Here is a 17,949-nt window from a genome sequence, read left to right on the forward strand (position 1 = left end):
AGTTAATAATGGGAACAGGGAATAGCTAACGGAGAGGTACGAAAGAAGTGTACGCCTTCCCTTCGCAGGAATTACCCTGTTCAGGTTCAACGGGTATTATCTCAGCCGGCATGTTATGCGTGCACACATAACTGACAGCACCCCGAGGAATGATCCGGCACAAAAATAAGGATTCGGGAAATCTTCTGCAACTGTAACTTTATTGGAGCAACATCGTTACAAAGAAAAAATACCCCGATGAAGAGAATCTGTATCGTCTTATACATGCTGCTCGGCCTGTCTCAGTCCTGGGCGCAAAACGAAAAGAACCTGGTTGTGGATGCCAATGCCGAAGTGCGTAATATCAGTGGTTTCAACGCCATTGAGGTATCCGGAGCCATCGATCTGTATATATCCCAGGGCCATACCGAAGCGGTGGCCGTAAGTGCCAGCAGTGATGAGGTCCGGTCGCGTATCCGCACCGAAAACCGTTCCGGTACCCTGCATATCTATTTTGATGCCAAGGGACTGAACTGGAAGGTCTGGGGCAATAATAAGATGAAAGCGTATGTTACCTATAAGCAACTGTGCAAACTGGAAGCTTCGGGAGCCTGTAATGTAAAGGCGACCGATCCCATACGCCAGCCCGAACTGAAAATGGAAATGTCGGGAGCCAGCGATTTCAGCGGGGAAGTGGCGGTAGATAAACTCCGTCTGGGTGCCAGTGGCGCTTCCAATATCAGGGTTTCCGGAAAAACCGCCGATCTGGTGGTGGAAGCTTCGGGAGCCTGTACGATCAAAGCGTATGAGCTGGTTTCCGATAACTGTAAAGTGGATGCCAGTGGTGCATCCAATATCCGCATTACGGTGAATAAGGAGCTCAATGCAGTAGCCAGTGGCGGCAGTACCATCTTTTATAAGGGAACCGGCCTGATCAGGGATATCAGCAGCAGTGGGGGAGCTGCCATCAAGAAAAGAACAGATGATTAATTGAATATTTATTTGGTAGCTACTGTTCGCACCCCTACCTTTGCACTCCTAAATCGCGAGGTAGAGCAGCGGTAGCTCGTCGGGCTCATAACCCGAAGGTCGGAGGTTCGATCCCTTCCCTCGCAACAAAAATCAAAGGCCTCATCATGAGGCCTTTGATTTTAACAACGGGTTCACACCCGTTCATGAAAAGCCAGGAAAGGCTTTTTATTCGGCTGGAGGCTACTCTGGATACTGAATGACAGATACCGTAACATCGGTACCATACTGGCAGGAAGTTCATGTTGTCATGAATGTCTGATTTGCCGTCTCGTTCATTTCTCAGGGTATTATCATCAACAAATTTTCGGGTCCCGGACTAACCGGATTTTCCCGTGCATACCATATGAAAGCAGGATTCGTTAACATATTTGGTCGCCCCAATGCGGGTAAAAGCACACTGCTCAATGCATTGATCGGTGAAAAAATGGCCATCGTATCGCCCAAGGTGCAAACCACGCGCCATCGTATCAAGGCGTTCCTGAACAAACCCGGCGAATACCAGGTGATCTTCTCAGATACGCCCGGTATCATCGATCCCAAATACAAGCTGCACGAGCGGATGATGGATTCCGTAAAAAGTGCCCTGGAAGATGCGGACCTGGCCCTGTTGCTGGTAGATGCCAATGAGAACCTGGAAGAAGTGGATGCCATTTTCCAATCGCTGCGTTTGAAAGTGCCTGCGATTGTTGTGCTGAATAAGATCGATGAAGCGGCCAATGGCAAGATTGCCCTGGCGGAAGCTTTTTTTGCCGGTAAATCTTATTGCAAACAGCTGGTTAAGATCTCTGCTCTGCAGAAGATACACCTGCACAAACTGCTGGATACCATACTGGCGCTGTTGCCCGAAGGCATGCCGTTCTACAGCGAAGACGACCTGAGCGACCTGCCCATGAAATTCTTTGTGGGTGAGCTGATCCGTGAAAAGATCTACCAGCTGTTTGGTGATGAGATCCCTTATCATACAGCCGTTATGGTCAATGAATTCAAGGAAAAAGAGTCACTGGTAAAGATCCAGGCAGATATCATCGTTAACCGAGAGACACAGAAAGCCATCATCATTGGCGACAGGGGCAGCATGATCAAACAGATCGGAACCATGGCCAGAAAGGATATAGAGGCATTCATACAACACAAAGTATTCCTGGAACTGTTCGTGAAAGTGAGGCCGAAATGGAGAGACAATGAGCAACAGTTGAAGGAATACGGATATAAATAATTAGTAATTATTAATTACTAATTGATTTCAAATGGGGGTATACATTTTTTGATTTTAATACAATAAGTATGAGTTATACAGTAGCAATTGTGGGAAGGCCCAATGTGGGGAAGAGTACTTTGTTCAATCGTTTCCTGGAGAACCGGAAAGCGATTGTGGATGATGTGAGCGGGGTTACGCGCGACAGGCAGTATGGACTGGCCGATTGGAATGGGAAAGTGTTCAATCTGGTGGATACCGGAGGTTTTGTGCCTGCGAGCGATGATATTTTTGAGACCGAGATCCGCAAACAGGTGCGTATTGCCCTGGAAGAAGCGGATGCTATCATTTTTATGGTAGATGTGGCTACCGGCATTACCGACCTGGATGATGCCATGGCCGATATGCTGCGCCGTACCAAAAAGCCGGTATATGTAGTGGTGAACAAAGTCGATAACGGAACCCGTGAACTGGAAGCCACAGAATTCTATTCATTGGGCTTTGAAAACAATTTCTTCATCAGCAGCATCTCGGGCAGTGGCACCGGTGAATTGCTGGATGCTATCACTGAACCCATCACCGCGGAAGATGTGGAAGAGGCTAAAAAAGAAAGCGATTTGCCCAAATTCGCCATCATCGGTCAACCCAACGTGGGAAAATCTTCCCTGCTAAATGCACTGATTGGCCAGGAACGTACCATTGTGAGCGATATTTCCGGCACTACCCGCGACAGCATTCATACCCATTATAACCTCTTCCAGAAAGAGTTTATGCTGATCGATACGGCCGGTATCCGCAAAAAGAATAAGGAAAAGGAAGACCTTGAGTTTTATTCCATCATCAGGGCCATCAAAGCCATCGACGAGGCTGATGTGTGTTTACTGGTACTGGATGCAGATAAAGGGATTACCGCCCAGGATATCAGTATTTTCAGCCTGGCTGTTCGCAAGGGTAAAGGGGTGGTGGTACTGGTAAATAAGTGGGATCTGGTGGCTAAGGAAACCAATACCGCCCGTGATTATGAAAAAGTACTGAAACAGAAACTGGCTCCGTTCAATGATGTTCCTATCCTGTTCATCTCTGTGAAGGAAAAGACCCGCATTTTTAAAGCCATTGAAATGGCTTTGGAAGTATATGAGAACCGCCGGCGTAAAGTACCTACCGCTAAACTGAACGAAGCCATGCTGGCAGCCGTAGCAGCCTACCATGCACCTGTAGTGAGAGGAAATTCAATAAAAATTAAATATGTTACCCAACTACCTACTGTGGTGCCCTCCTTCGCCTTTTTTACGAATTATCCGGATGATATCAAAACACCTTATAAAAACTACCTGGAAAACCAGCTGAGACAGAAATTTAACTTCCGGGGGGTACCAGTCAGGATATTTTTCAGAAAAAAATAAAAAATATGTGTTAAAATTTGCAGAATTCGAGCCGTTCTCTATCTTTGCCGCCATTAAAAACTCAAAAAACACAAGTACAATGAAAAAAGTATTCGCAATCTTAGCAGTAGCCGGCTTCATGGCTGCTTGTAACTCTGGTGAAAACAAAGCTGCAGCAACTGATAGCGCCGCTACTACTGTTGATACTGCTGCTAAAGCTGCTATGGACACTACTGCCGTAGCTGCTGACACCACTAAAGCTGCAGCTGATACTACTAAAAAGTAATACGTAATTCAAGTATTTGGTTACTGAATATTACTTCTTGCAAGAAGGTCCTCCCGGTTTCCGGGAGGATTTTTTTTGCCCGGATGTGCCAAAATCACCGGTTTGGGGCTAATGGCATCAATATTGACTTTATTTTCACCAATAGATATTATTGCAGGCTGTAATGGCTGAGTGACATTTTGACCCTTGAACCATGAGTAAAATGAAAGAAAAATTGTTTTTCCGTTCAGATGAGGATACTGATTTCATGCCGATCATACCGATCCATGAAAATGAGACTGAGCAGGATAAGAACCTGGTGATCCCTGACAGTTTGCCTATTCTGCCATTGCGCAACACTGTGCTGTTTCCCGGAGTGGTATTACCCATTACGGTGGGTCGCGACAAGAGCATCAAAGCTGTGAACGATGCCTATAAGCTGGATAAACTGATCGGAGTGGTAGCCCAGAAAGATGCCAATGTGGAGGAACCCGAGCCCAAGGATCTGTGTAGTATCGGTACGGTGGCAAGGATCGTAAAACTGATTAAAATGCCGGATGGCGGCACCACCATCATCATACAGGGCAAAAAAAGGTTTGAACTGCTGGAAATGACCAGTGAGGATCCTTATTTCAAGGCTTCTGTTCTGGCATTGGCAGATGATGAAGTACCTGCCAACGAGGATTTTGATGCTTATATCAGCAGTATCAAGGACCTGGCAACGCAGATCATACAGTTATCGCCCAACCTGCCTACCGAAGCTTCCATTATCCTGAAGAATATTGAGAACCCGGCCTTCCTGATCAATTTTGTGAGCAGTAACCTGAACAGTGACCTTACAGAAAAACAGGCGCTGCTCGAGATCAATGATGTACACCTGCGGGCTGAGCGTCTGATCTTTATCCTGCAGCGGGAACTGCAGTTTGCAGAGCTGAAGGATAAAGTGACCAATAAAACACGCACCGAGATCGACAAGCAACAGCGAGATTACTTTCTGCAGCAACAGTTGAAAAGCATCAAGGATGAACTGGGCGGTGATACCAATGAACGCGAGATCAATGAAATGAAGAAAAAAGCTGAGGGTAAAAAATGGCCCGAAGCTGCGAAGAACCTGTTCAAAAGCGGTATCGAGAAACTGGAAAGGATGCATCCCACCACACCTGATTATTCTGTGGTGTACAATCATCTTGACCTGATGCTGGATCTGCCCTGGGAAGATTATACTGCCGATAACTACGACCTGAAGAATGCCCAAAAAGTGCTGGATACCGACCATTATGGTATGAGTAAGATTAAAAGCCGTATCCTGGAATACCTGGCGGTGCTGAAACTGAAAGGGGATATGCGCAGCCCGATCCTTTGTTTCCTGGGCCCTCCCGGGATTGGTAAAACCTCATTGGGACGATCCATTGCACATGCGATCGGACGTAAGTATGTTCGGGTGAGCCTGGGCGGACTGCATGATGAAAGCGAGATCCGGGGTCACCGGAAAACCTATATCGGTGCTATGCCGGGCCGGATCATCCAGAATATCCGAAAATGCAAATCGTCCAATCCCGTAATGATTCTTGACGAGATCGATAAGATCGGCAGTGATATGCGCGGCGATCCTTCTTCAGCTTTGCTGGAAGTACTGGATCCGGAGCAGAACCATACCTTTTATGATAATTACCTGGAGCTGGAATACGACCTGAGCAAAGTACTGTTCATTGCTACGGCCAATAACCTACAGAACATACAACCCGCTTTGCGCGACAGGCTCGAGATCATTGACCTGAGTGGTTATGCGGTGGAAGAGAAGGTAGAAATTGCCAAACGCCACCTGCTACCCAAACAGAAAGAAGCACATGGATTGGGTAAAGTGAATTTTAAGATCAGCGATAAAGTACTCGAAAAGATCATCGAACAATACACCCGCGAAAGCGGCGTGCGGGAACTGGACAGGCAACTGGCCAGCATCATGCGCTACCAGGCCAAGGAACTGGCTATGAAGGATAAGGTAAAGTCTACGGTTACCGTCCAGGACGTAGAGAAGATTCTGGGGCAATCGCGTTACAGCAACGAAATCTACAAAACAGCCAATATGCCGGGTGTGGCAGTAGGGCTTGCCTGGACCTATGTAGGGGGCGATATTCTCTTTATTGAAACCATCCTGGGTGAAGGAAAAGGTGAGCTGAAATTGACCGGTAACCTGGGTAATGTGATGAAAGAGAGCGCCACTACGGCCCTGAGTTACTTGCAAGCCAATGCTAAAAAACTGGGTGTTGATCCGGAGATCTTCTCCAAGCGGAATATCCATATTCACGTACCGGAAGGTGCCGTACCCAAAGATGGACCGAGTGCGGGTATTACCATGTTGACTTCCCTTACATCTGCCTTTACCGGCAGAAAGGTAAAACCCTTCCTGGCAATGACGGGTGAGATCACCCTCCGCGGCCAGGTATTACCGGTAGGGGGCATCAAGGAAAAGATCCTGGCCGCAAAAAGGGCAGGTCTGAAGGAGATCATCCTTTGCTGGCAGAATGAGAAGGATGTAAATGAGATCGAAAGCAGCTTCATCAAAGGTGTTCAGTTCCATTACGTCAAAACAATGCAGCAGGTGATAGACCTGGCCCTGGTATAAAATTGCCTGGATCAACACAACCCAATGTCGGAAAATTTGTTAAAAGACCCGGCGCTCCTTCATGGTGCCGGTTATAAGGATAGAATCCCCCACTATGTGGGGGATTTTTTTGCCTGCAGGATACAGGCTTCTTGGCTTAGATTTACACACAATTCAGCTGATGCGTTTTTACCTTCTTTTATTGGCAATGGTCGTTGCAGGATGGCTGCCGGCGCAAACGCTGGGAGGTAATGCCGTATTCAATTTTGTATTACAACCCAATAACGCCCTGGTATCTGCTCTGGGTGGGTATAATATTTCAACGATTGGCAACGACGTGGGTATGGCCTTCCAAAATCCTGCTTTGCTCCGCGATAAAATGCACCAGCAGGCGGGTGCATCGTTCAACTCTTTTCTGGCCGGTATCCGTAATTACAGTCTCACCAGTGCCTGGCACCTGCCGGAAGCCCGTACCAATATTGCAGTGGGGACCAATTATTTTGATTATGGAACCCTTGCACAAACCGATGCTTCAGGAATCGTTATGGGTAGTTTCCGCCCGGTGGATTACGTGCTACAGGTCATGGCCAGCCGGCAGTACAAGGAACGTTTCTGGTATGGGCTTACAATGAAATACCTCAATTCCAACTATGGTCAGTACCGGTCTTCCGGCCTTGCATTTGATTTTGGGTTGAGTTATTACGATACCCTGAACGGGTTACAGGTGAGCCTGGTAGCCAAAAATATGGGATCCCAATTGAAAACCTATGATGGCAGTAACCGCAGGGAGGAGCTGCCTTTCGACCTGCAACTGGGTATTACCAAAAGGCTGGAGCATGCACCTTTTCAATTTTCGGTAACGGCGCATCATTTGCAGCAGCTGAATAGCTATTATAACGATACCAGTTTCCGGGCTTCGGAAGGAGAGGTCGGATATACCGGAAAAAATACACTGCAGAAAATATTCGCGCATCTTGTATTCTCCGCGCAGGTGTTCCTGCATGAGAAACTGGAACTGGATGCCGGTTTCAACTTCCAGCGCCGGCAGGACCTGAACGCTTATCAGCTAAACAGCGGACTGAATGGCTTTACGATGGGTACCGGATTTTTTTTACGGAAAATACATATCCGTTATGCTACTGGTTTTTACCAAAGCCACCTTTTTCACCAGTTCTCGCTCAATTTTAACTGGAACGGACGCAACATGTAACACAGCCCTAAACTATCTGCCTGTTCCTGTTTTTTTAGGAGGCATCAATACCGCAGGCTTTTTAGGTGTTATGGCTGGTGGTGTTTGTTTTTTTTCTCCTGCTTTTTTGGGATCTTTTTCTTTCGGATCCGTAGTTGGGATGGTGGCTGGTTTTACCAGTGGTTTACCGCCTTCTAACTGCGATTCAGGAATGATATCTTCTACTTTGATATCCTTGGGTACTTCGTAATCGCCCGAGTTGCCAGTGCCCATGTCTACTGCTTCTCCCCCCAGTACAGGTACACCTCCGTTGGAATAATCGATATTGATATCGTTAATGCCTTCGGGTTTCATAAAAGTGAGTTTGGTATCAATACCACAGTTAGGGTCTGCCGCGGCTTTTGCCATAAAATAGGCCCAGATGGGCATGGCGGCACGTCCGCCCTCACCGTTTTTGCTTTCGGTATTGAAACGGATAAAACGGTCGTCGCAGCCCACCCAGCCACCCGCCAGGAATTGGGGAGTATATCCCATGAACCAGGCGTCGCTGTTATCGTTGGTGGTTCCTGTTTTGCCGGCAATCTCCATATCGCCCGGAACATCATAGCCCCAGATACCGGCGCCGGTTCCGTTGGTCATAACCCCCTGCATCATTTTGATCACTGAATAAGCGGTCACATCGCTGATCACTTCCTTGCGGTGTGGGGTAAATGTAGCCAGCACATTGCCGTTCCTGTCTTCAATACGGGTGATGTACATGGGTTTGGCATTAAAGCCGCGGCCAGGGAACATGCTGTAACCCTGCATCATTTCTATCAACGAGAGTTCACAGGCTCCGATTCCGATTGAAGGGTAGGCAGGTATGCTGGAAGTAAAATCACATTTACGCAGGAAATCAATCAGTCTTTTGGCCCCTTCATTACCGTTATTGTCTAATTGCTTCAGTACATAAGCTGTGGCACAGTTTCTTGATTTGGCCAGTGCCAGCGCCATGGGCATACTGGCGCCTGTACAGGTTTTGGAAGTAGCGGGCACCATGCCATATCCGCCAAAACTCTGTTGCTGATCGTATACGGTGGTGTTGGGAGTAAAACCGGCTTCTTCAATGGCCAGGCTATACAACAGGGGCTTCATGGTTGATCCCACCTGCCGTTTGGTGTTGATATTGGCGTGGTCGAATTTAAAGGTCTTGAAATCGATACCGCCCACCCAGGCTTTGATCTGTCCATCCAGTGGGTTCATCACCATAAAACTCGCCTGTAACATCTGGCGGTGGTATTTGATGGAATCAATGGGGGTCATCACGGTATCTTTTCCGCGGGTATTGTTCCAGGCAAATACCCGCATCGGTGTTTTCTGGTCAAATGTTTTGCGGATATCCTCGTCATCCATGCCTTCTTTTTTCAGGTTGCGCCAGCGGTCGCTTTGTTTGGCTGCTGCTTCTATCACGTTCTCATATCCTTTCCAGATCGTTCCTTTTTTTATGTTCTCCTGACTGTTCAGCAGCTTCTGCATGTAGTTGATGTGTTTGGCCACAGCTTCTTCTGCATATAACTGCATGCGCGGGTTGATGGTGGTATAGATCTTTAAGCCATCGCGGTACAGATTATAACTGTCGCCATTACTTTTCTTGTGCTCCTTGCACCATTTTTTCATTTCTTCTCCCAGAATCATCCGGAAATAGGGCCCCAGGCCGTTATTTTCGTTCAATTTGTGGTAATTCAGGTCGATGGGTTTCCTTTTCAGGGCCTCGGCCTCCGCCACGGAAAGGTCGCCCTTGGTCACCATCCGGTTCAGTACCAGGTTCCTTCTTTCCAGGGCCCGGCGGGGATTGGTTCTCGGGTTATAGATACCGGGACCATTGATCATACCAATCAGTACGGCTGCTTCTTCCACACTTACCCTGTCGGGTTCTTTCTGGAAAAAAGTATTGGATGCGTTACGGATGCCATACACATTATCGCCGAAGGCAACCGTATTCAGGTATAATGTGATGATCTCTTCTTTGGTAAAGTTCTTTTCGAGTTTGATGGCAATGATCACTTCTTTCAACTTCTGGATGCTGCGCAACAGGAAATTCTTGGTACTCCAGTTCTCGGTAAAAAGGTTCTTGGCGGTTTGCATGGTAATGGTGCTGGCGCCGCCTTCGCTACCCAGGTACAGGAAAGCCCGCATCAGCGAAAAACCGTCGATACCGCTGTGTTCATAAAACCGTTTGTCTTCCGTGGCCACCAGCGCATTCACCACATGTTTGCTGATGTCACGTGTCAGCACATTCACACGGTCCTCGATATAATATTTTCCCATTGGGGTGCCATCATCGGCAAACACCTGGCTGGCCTGTGAAGCAGTAGGGTTTTCAATATCGTCGATGGAAGGCATGTCACCTATCCAGCCCCAGTTGAGCATGAGAAGGAAAAGGATAACACCGGCAAACCCGCCAAAAAAAATCTTCCAGAAAATGCTTACTGACTTCGTCATAGCTGCTAAGATGAGTATATAAGTTATGGCTGTAAAACTAAATAAGAGTTATGGAGCCGGTATCATTTGTATGGTTAAAATTTATCCGGGAACACCTGGTGCATGAAGGTATGATAACCTTCAATATCCTGGGTGCTGATCAACAGGTCCATATTGGCATTGCTGATCATGCTGAAACGGTACTTATCCGTGGTTAGCCAGGGTATGATCCTGGTTTTGGCCAGCGGACGGGTACGGTCGATATAGCTAATGGCTTCCCCTGCATTGGCAAAGGGACCGAACATCAGGAAATTGAACTGGTTGTTGATGCGCCGGTTGTAGACCTCTATCCGTTTTTCTGCATAGGTATCCTGGTTATACCGGTTAAAGGCATTGCGGCTTTCTGATACAAAAATGGGGTCCACATTATTCAACATCAAAACCACATATTGGGTATCGGATGCGTTAAAGCTGTAGGTTTTATTCAGGGTAGGCGCTGCGGTCACTGCATTCCCGAAATCGATCTTTTTCAGTTCTTTTGGGGACACCTGTTTCACAGAGTCTTTTTTGATCACTGCGGCGGTAGAAATGGTTTTGGTATCACTCAGGTCTACCAGTTGTTTGGGTGCGGCATTGAGCTGTTTGGGTGCTGCCATTACCGTGTCTTTATTGCGGTTGATATTGGCCAGGATGGGCGCGGCTGCATTCAGATCAACGGGTCTGGTTGCCATGTTATCTGTTGAGTCCAGTTTCAGGTTGGTGAGGTAGGCTTCTATCTGTGACCGCCGTTTCAGCACATCTATCATGGTGGTGGCTTTTTCGGCCAGTGGTGAAGCGCCGAACAGACCCACTATATTCTCCAGGCGGTTAATAGCCACACTGTCCTCTTTCCTTTTGATGTAATAGATGGACTCGATATAAAGCAACTGTGGTGTCCAGTAATTCTTGCCGAATTGTTTATCGGCTTTCAGTTTGGCTTCCCTGGCTTCTTCAAACCTGCCCGAAAGAAACATGCTGTAAATGCCTTCGTACTGTTTCTGTGCAGGATCTGTTTTTTTATCGGCATTGAGCAGGGCGGTATTCATCTGTTCTACCAACTGACTTCCCGGGAAAGCTTTTTTTAACTGGACCATGGCAGATTCTGCCTTGTCTGTTTTGCCCAGTTTCCGGTAACAATAGGCCAGGTTGAACAGGGCTTTTTCCACTTCGGCGCTTTCCGGGAAACGGCGAAGCAGTTCTTCGTAACTATCTACGGCCGAAGAATAATCTTCGAGCTGGTTCTGGAAAGTAAGTGCATTGGACAGTAATGCGTTGATTACCGCCTGGTTGGAACGGCTCTGCTGCTCAGCCGTTAGCGGAATGTCTTTATTGAGGGCGGAAAGGCTGAGTTCCTGATCGGCCGTTCTACGGACACTGTCTTTCCCGGTTTTTTCAGCAGTCACGGATGTTGTTACGGTGCTGAGTGAACTGTTTACAGCGGTCTGCCTGCGCCAGTTGTCTATGTTGGGCCGGTTGCCCCATCTGGATCTGAATTCCACCAGGCCTTTTGCTTTTAAGGAGCTGTTCAGGAAATAGAATTCCGATCCGCTGCTGCCAAAGATATCGGCCTGCTGACCGGCAGGATCAGCAAACGGGCTGCCAAAAGAAAGATTATCTGTACCTGCGTCTTTCAGGCCCCGTTCTTTACGTAATTTTTTCAGCAGTTTTTTCAGGAACAATTCCCTCTCTTCAGGCGCCAGGTTGGCCAGTCTGAGTAAACTGTCCTCCCGCTCAATGATCTCATCGTTCTGACTGATGGTTTTCAGTGCCGGTTTCCGCTCTTCCACGCGTTGTTTGTCTTCTGGTTTGAGCAGTGAACTTTGAATACTGTCGTAATACCTGTGTGAAGCCGCATATTTTTTGATCGGGTAATTCATATCACCCAACAGCAGGAAACTGAGTTCACGTTGTAGGGCGTTGCCGGTATTGTATTGGATGCTGTTCAGCAATAATTTTTCTGCTGCCGGATGGTTTTTTCTTTTCAGTTCCAGTTGTGCGGCTGCGAAATAAATGATGTCGCGGTTGTTTTCGTACCTGTCGCGTTTTGCCATTTTCAGCAGTTCATCCAGGTTTTGCTGAATGGCGTTCTCTCTTGTGGCTGCGGCCATGGCTACGATATTCATCCTGCCGTAGACTTCCAGTAAAGGGTCAACTGTATGTTGTATGGCTCTCTCAAAAAGCTGGATAGCTTTGGTCTCTTTACGGGCCAGCTGGTATAACTGACCGGCCAGGTATTCCCAACGTGCCTTTTCCTGTTTGCTGCTTGCATTATCAAGCGCCTGCAGTAAATGGTCTGCAGCCTTTTCGTAATTCTCCTGTTTGTATAACAGATAGGCCATCATCTCGTGGAAATCTGCTTTCAGTCTTTCAGGGAAATTTGGATCGGTGCGTATCAGTTCCAGTAAACCGGCAGCCTCGGCCAGCTGGTCCTGCTCAATATAGGTGCGTACCTGCCAGATAAAACTTTCATTTCTGCTGGGTGGGAAGCTGGCGATCTTTTTCCAGGTACTTTTACTTTCACGTGTGGCAATGGTGAATACCCCGTTGGTATTGCTGGCATTACTGCCGATTGGGATATCGTATCCGTTGTCTTTGGGAGAAAAGGCGTAGTTGATATATTGGAACACATGTGTGGCCGAGTCGAAATCTTTCCGGTACAGGTAGGCTTTCCCCATCAGCAGGTATAGCTTGTCCACCCAGTCGCTGCGCAGGTCGTGCAGCAGGATACCGGCCGTACATTTGTAGATGATGGAATCAATCTGTTGCCTGGCAGTCTCGTCGAGACTGTAATTGTAAAAGGAAAGCAATTGAGCGTAGTCGTCCTGGTGACTGGCTTTGGCAGTCTCCAGTGCCTCATTCAACTTATGATTTGCGTTGAAATAATAGTTGAAACGGCTTACCAGGTTGTTATAGAAACGCCGGGGAACTGTGAATTTCTTGTTGCCGCTTTTTTCTGAGGGAAGGGTACGGCTTTCGTATATTTTCGGCTTTTTTATCTCAAAAGAAAATCCTGGCTGGCTATGGCCGGGGATGCTCAGCAGTAAGGAGAACAGGGTCAGACAGGAGGCCACCAACCACACCGATATCCGTTCGTATGTTTTTAACTGGGTCAGGTACATAAAATGTGTTTAAAAATACAGTTATTTCTCAATTGTGGGCGGTGAAAAGCAGATTGATTGTTACCTTTAACCGGATTTTACGAAATGAACAATCCAGAGATCAATAATACCCTGAAGCGCCTCCGTAACAGTTATCGGCTGGTGGTGATGAATGATGATACCTATGAGGAAGTGGTGACTTTCCGACTGACCCGTTTGAGTGTATACATCGGCCTCAGCACTATTTTCGTGTTGCTGGTGGGGCTTACCATTGCACTGATCGCTTTTTCGCCGATCAAATATTATATTCCCGGTTATGGAACGCGCGAAAGCAGGACGGCTTTGCAGGTGCTGAAGATTCGTACCGATTCGCTGGAGCAGGCCTTGAAATACAAAGAACAATACCTGGATGGAGTGAAAAAAGTACTGTCGGGTAATTCACCTGCACAGCTGGATACGATCCCGGTTGCCCTACCGGGAGCTGAGGCTTCCACCGATTAACCGCTGGTTATGGCTGCCAAGAAATCCTCTTCCAACGATTCATTGATGCAATATGCCGGTTTGGCCACACAGTGGATGATAGTGATGCTGCTGGCCCTCTATGGCGGTAACTGGCTCGATAAAAAAGTCCATTTTCAGAGCCCGGTGTTTGTTTGGGTATTACCTTTATTTTTTCTCATAGCAATGCTGATCAAACTGGTCAGGGATTTGTTTAAGAAACCATGATATGAAAGCGATGAAATTCTGGTATGTACCTTTTTTATTGGTGTTCCTGTTGATCGGTGGTGCCTGTTTCCTGCTGAAAGACCAGCTGGACACCTGGAAGATCAGTTGGGAAGTGGTGCTCGGAGCTAACTTTTTCCTGTTTGTTTTTGCATTGATCAACCTGTCGCTTCAACGCAGGAGCCTTGCCGGCACCAGACCCACTTCCATGATATTCGGGGTAATGCTGGGCTCATTTGTAAAACTGATGGGACTGGCCACCATCACATTGATCTACCTGCTTGCGGCTGGGATTCATAAGAACACGAATGCCATTTTTGTGGGAATGGGCCTCTATTTTGTATACACATTCCTGGAAGTTCGTATTGCTTTACGGATGAAGCCCAAAGCATAATGTCTGTATCCGAACATCCCATGCAGGCCCTGTCGGCCTTTTTGCCGGAAGGTAGTTTTGACCAGGTGGTAGCTTATATCCATCATTACAAAGTGCATCTCACCATCAGCAAACAACGCAAGTCTGTACTGGGCGATTACCGGCATGCCGGTTGGGGCAGCAACCACCGTATCAGCGTAAACGGTGACCTGAACAAATATGAGTTTCTTATCACGTTGTTGCATGAACTGGCACACCTGCTTACCTATGAGCTGCACAAAACACGGGTGGAACCGCATGGTAAGGAGTGGAAGGCCAATTACAGCCGTTTGCTGGCCGATTTTGTACAGCAGAAAATATTCCCGCCCGATATTGAAAAAGCCTTGGAAAGATCCCTTATCAATCCTTCTGCCACAGCTAATGGCGAAACAGAACTGCTGCTGGTACTACGCAAATACAACCCGGTAAAAAAAGAAGGTGTCTTACATGTGATCGATGTTCCCGAAGGGGCATTGTTCCAGACCACCAATGGCCGGATTTTCCGTAAGGGACCGGTTCGCCGGAAACGCTTTGAATGCGTGGAAGTGAAGACCGGGCATCGGTACACGTTCAGTGCCGTTAGTGAAGTAAAATTGCTGCAGGAACCCCGGTGACACCAGGTAAGGGCAGATTGTTGTAGATTTAAACAAACAAACCCTTATGAAAAAGATCGTTTTGCTGACCTGTATCCTCTTCGCTTCTGTTCCATCCCTTATGGCACAGCCAGCTTCCACCAAAAATGAAAAAGCCATATTGCGTCATGTGGTATTGTTCAAATTCAAAGACCAGTCCACCCAAGCCGATGTGAAGAAGATAGAACAGGCTTTTCGGGAACTGCCTGGCAAGATCAGCCTTATCAAAGCTTTTGAGTTTGGTGTTAACAACAGCCCTGAAAAACTGAACCAGGGACTTACGCATTGTTTCCTGCTGAGTTTCTATTCAGCGAAGGACCGCGATGCATATCTGGTGCATCCCGCACACAAAGCCTTCACCGATATTGCCGGACCACATATTGATAAGGTGACTGTTGTAGATTACTGGCAGCACCAGTAGGTAAAGACAACAGTTTTTGACCATGCGATTCTCTAAAGTCATTGTTGTTGGTATTGCATTGTTCCTGTTCATCCCGGCAGGAGCACAGCATAATGTCTTGCAGCAGCTTGACTCACTCGCAGGACAATACATTCGTTCCCTGCGTAATTTTTCGGGTGAGAAGATTTTTCTGCAGACCAGCAGACTGGTATACCGCTTGGGAGAGCGGGTGCATTTTAAGGCATTTGTGACCCATTCTGTTTCCGACAAACCCTCCCGGCTCAGTAATATACTGTATGTAGACCTGGTAGACGAGCGCGACAGTATACGTAACCGTTTCTTATTGAATGCAGCCGATTTTGCGACCGACGGCAGTTTTGTATTACCCGATACTATCGGTTCGGGGCATTACTGGTTGCGGGCCTATACCAAACTAAGTCTGCATGATCGGGAACAGCCCATGGCGGTGCAGGTATTGTATGTGATCAATTCCTTATTGCCGGATAAACATCCCGAAACAGGTCAAAGTCAATCGTCACTGAGGGTTGGTTCAGGCGATTCTGTGCTGGTTCAATTTTTTCCGGAGGGGGGAACCATGGTAGGAGGGGCTAATACGGTACTGGCCATAAAAACGACCGATCTAACAGGAAATCCGGTGTCAGTAAAAGGTCTGGTGAAAGATGACAGGGACTCGATAGCAGCCATCTGGCAGACAGATAACAGGGGACTGGGTAAGTTCCGATTTTTCTGCTGGACATGGCGACGCTACCAACTGCACTTGCAGCGACCAGGGTTACCGGAACTGCGTTACACAGTTCCTCCGGTGAATCTGTTTGGTGCACAACTGGCCGTTATCGATCATAATGGTATCCGTAAACTCCGTGTTTTACTGGAAGACTCGATTTTCCGGAAAGACAAGCTTACTTATGTGCTGGGCATCTCAGGCGATAGTCTTTGTTTTTCCGGGGTAGGAAAAGGATCTTATGAACTGGTGATACCCGAATATCGGTTCCCGGGAAATGTGGCCCATTTTGTATTGTTTGATGAAAACAGAAACCTGTTAAGTGAACGTTCCGTTTACATAAGACCGAATACAAGCCAGGTGCAACTGACCGCTGATAAAAACCGGTATGCAACTAGAGAAAAAGTAACAATCACGCTACAGGTGAATGACCTGGATAACCGACCGCAGGTAGCTTCTTACCTGGTAGCGGTGAACGATAGTGCACAGGCTCTGACGAACAGTTTTCTGAAACCCAAGGGCATGGATCGTAGTGTGGGATCCATGTTCCTGCCAGGAGAAGAATTGACACCGGAAGAATGGGAACTGCAGCTGCTCACAGAGAAAAACCGGTACCGGTTTGATCTTCTCGAAACACCCAAAGACACTGTTCTCAATAAGGAAGACAGCAGTTTATTCATCTCCGGTACGGTATGGGATGCACGCAACAGGCCTGTACCCCAAAAGATAGTCACCTTATTCAGTGATATGAAAGCCAAGGTATTCACATCAGATACCACCGATGCAGAGGGAAAATTTTGTTTTCCATTTACGGCGTATGATGACCAGACGCGGTTTAACCTGCAGGTGACCGATCTGTCGGGACGGTTGTTCCCGTCAAAAATAGTGATGGAGGCAAACCTGGTATTTCCTGTGGTGTCTACCCCGGAAAAGCTCAAACATCGGTTGGTAAAAGAAGAGATTGAAACGGTTCGGAAAGCAATGATCCTTCAGTCTCGTTCGGATACAGTAATACAAAATCGGGGAAAAGAATGGCTTACGGATGTTACTGTAACGGGGCTGGTTAAAAAAGACCCTGGTTACGACGTAAAAAAAAGACAGAGCCTTTTTTCCAGGATCATACCACCGGAAGTATTTGCTAAGTTGGGAGGAAATAGTCTGGGTAATGTGATCTTCCGTGTACCAGGCATTCATTTACGAAACGGTTATGTAACCGTGACCGGTGGTAATTCCTTTGCCATTGGCGCTGCTACAGAACCGCTGTTGATTGTTGATGGTGTTCCGATCCCTTCCGATACTTCTGACAAGCTGCCGGGTTCAGAACCCAGCCCGGTGTTATTGGCGTTGAATCGCATCGACCCTTCATCGGTTGAATTCATGGAAGTATTGATAGGGCCGGAAGCAGCCATTTATGGGGTCCGGGGTGGAAACGGTGTGATCATCGTCAATACCCGTACCCGTATGGTACTGTCAGAGAATAACCTGGCGAATGGGATCCGTAATCTTGTCGTAAGAGGATTTCATGTTCCCGAACCTTTTGAACAGAGAGATTATTCCCTGAAAGAGATCAGGAACTCCCACATTCCAGATACCCGCTCTTCGTTGATCTTCTGGCAGGGCGATGGTTTGACAGATGCGGATGGTAAAGCCACTATCTCCTTTTATACGGCCGATATTGCCACCAGCTACACGGTAACGGTAACTGGGATCACTGCTATGGGCGCCCGTTTCCGGAAACAACTGACCCTATCCCGCAAATAAAAACTCCGGTGGCAAGTGCCACCGGAGTTACTGTATGT

At 47.5% G+C, this 17,949-nt stretch carries 14 protein-coding genes, 1 tRNA gene and 1 riboswitch; of the genes, 13 read left to right on the plus strand and 2 right to left on the minus strand.

What is annotated here, in order from left to right; translation table 11 throughout:
* Positions 1-40: 40 nt before the first annotated feature.
* A riboswitch (TPP riboswitch) is annotated at positions 41-155 on the minus strand.
* Between the two features lie 82 nt (positions 156-237).
* The 7 genes from ACH3Y6_RS08130 (at position 238) to porQ (ending at position 7,665) form a co-directional block, all read left to right on the plus strand.
* Positions 238-969 carry a head GIN domain-containing protein gene (locus ACH3Y6_RS08130; protein ID WP_490835100.1) on the plus strand — a complete coding sequence of 244 codons (732 nt, stop codon included), beginning with the start codon at positions 238-240 and terminating at the stop codon, positions 967-969.
* Positions 970-1,023: 54 nt separating this feature from the next.
* Positions 1,024-1,095 (plus strand) — tRNA-Met (locus ACH3Y6_RS08135).
* A gap of 259 nt (positions 1,096-1,354) precedes the next feature.
* A complete protein-coding gene (era, locus tag ACH3Y6_RS08140) occupies positions 1,355-2,227 on the plus strand; it encodes a GTPase Era (protein WP_490835101.1) in 873 nt (290 codons plus the stop codon).
* A gap of 68 nt (positions 2,228-2,295) precedes the next feature.
* On the plus strand, positions 2,296-3,609 hold the full coding sequence (gene der / locus ACH3Y6_RS08145; RefSeq protein WP_490835102.1) for a ribosome biogenesis GTPase Der: 1,314 nt from the start codon (positions 2,296-2,298) through the stop codon (positions 3,607-3,609).
* A 7-nt stretch (positions 3,610-3,616) separates the two neighbouring features.
* The gene (locus tag ACH3Y6_RS08150; protein WP_490835103.1) at positions 3,617-3,874 is read left to right on the plus strand and encodes a hypothetical protein; all 258 of its coding nucleotides are present in this window, start codon (positions 3,617-3,619) and stop codon (positions 3,872-3,874) included.
* Positions 3,875-4,067: 193 nt separating this feature from the next.
* Positions 4,068-6,476 carry an endopeptidase La gene (gene lon, locus ACH3Y6_RS08155; protein WP_490835104.1) on the plus strand — a complete coding sequence of 803 codons (2,409 nt, stop codon included), beginning with the start codon at positions 4,068-4,070 and terminating at the stop codon, positions 6,474-6,476.
* Positions 6,477-6,636: 160 nt separating this feature from the next.
* On the plus strand, positions 6,637-7,665 hold the full coding sequence (gene porQ, locus ACH3Y6_RS08160) for a type IX secretion system protein PorQ (RefSeq protein ID WP_490835105.1): 1,029 nt from the start codon (positions 6,637-6,639) through the stop codon (positions 7,663-7,665).
* Between the two features lie 12 nt (positions 7,666-7,677).
* Here porQ and ACH3Y6_RS08165 read toward each other — a convergent pair whose 3' ends face one another.
* Together ACH3Y6_RS08165 and porW are read right to left on the minus strand one after the other, a co-directional pair.
* Entirely contained in the window at positions 7,678-10,125 is a 2,448-nt protein-coding gene (locus ACH3Y6_RS08165) for a transglycosylase domain-containing protein (protein WP_490835106.1), read from the minus strand.
* Positions 10,126-10,199: 74 nt separating this feature from the next.
* On the minus strand, positions 10,200-13,262 hold the full coding sequence (porW, locus tag ACH3Y6_RS08170) for a type IX secretion system periplasmic lipoprotein PorW/SprE (RefSeq protein WP_490835107.1): 3,063 nt from the start codon (positions 13,260-13,262) through the stop codon (positions 10,200-10,202).
* Between the two features lie 84 nt (positions 13,263-13,346).
* Between porW and ACH3Y6_RS08175 the strand changes: the two genes are divergently transcribed.
* Genes ACH3Y6_RS08175 through ACH3Y6_RS08200 form a run of 6 tightly spaced genes read left to right on the plus strand, consistent with a single transcriptional unit; the run spans position 13,347 to position 17,911 of the window.
* Positions 13,347-13,742, plus strand: a complete 396-nt coding sequence (locus tag ACH3Y6_RS08175; protein ID WP_490835108.1) for a hypothetical protein — start codon at positions 13,347-13,349, stop codon at positions 13,740-13,742.
* 9 nt (positions 13,743-13,751) lie between these two features.
* Positions 13,752-13,967 (plus strand): hypothetical protein, encoded by a 216-nt coding sequence (locus ACH3Y6_RS08180; protein WP_490835109.1) that lies wholly within the window; start codon positions 13,752-13,754, stop codon positions 13,965-13,967.
* A 1-nt stretch (position 13,968) separates the two neighbouring features.
* Positions 13,969-14,358: a hypothetical protein gene (locus ACH3Y6_RS08185; RefSeq protein ID WP_490835110.1), complete on the plus strand. Its 390-nt coding sequence runs from the start codon at positions 13,969-13,971 to the stop codon at positions 14,356-14,358.
* On the plus strand, positions 14,358-14,990 hold the full coding sequence (locus tag ACH3Y6_RS08190) for a SprT-like domain-containing protein (RefSeq protein ID WP_490835111.1): 633 nt from the start codon (positions 14,358-14,360) through the stop codon (positions 14,988-14,990). Before ACH3Y6_RS08185 ends, ACH3Y6_RS08190 begins: the two co-directional genes overlap by 1 nt.
* 46 nt (positions 14,991-15,036) lie before the next feature.
* On the plus strand, positions 15,037-15,429 hold the full coding sequence (locus ACH3Y6_RS08195; protein WP_490835112.1) for a Dabb family protein: 393 nt from the start codon (positions 15,037-15,039) through the stop codon (positions 15,427-15,429).
* A 22-nt stretch (positions 15,430-15,451) separates the two neighbouring features.
* On the plus strand, positions 15,452-17,911 hold the full coding sequence (locus tag ACH3Y6_RS08200) for a TonB-dependent receptor (protein WP_490835113.1): 2,460 nt from the start codon (positions 15,452-15,454) through the stop codon (positions 17,909-17,911).
* Positions 17,912-17,949 lie beyond the last annotated feature (38 nt).

This window comes from Sediminibacterium sp. FW305-C-269, from assembly GCF_058231045.1.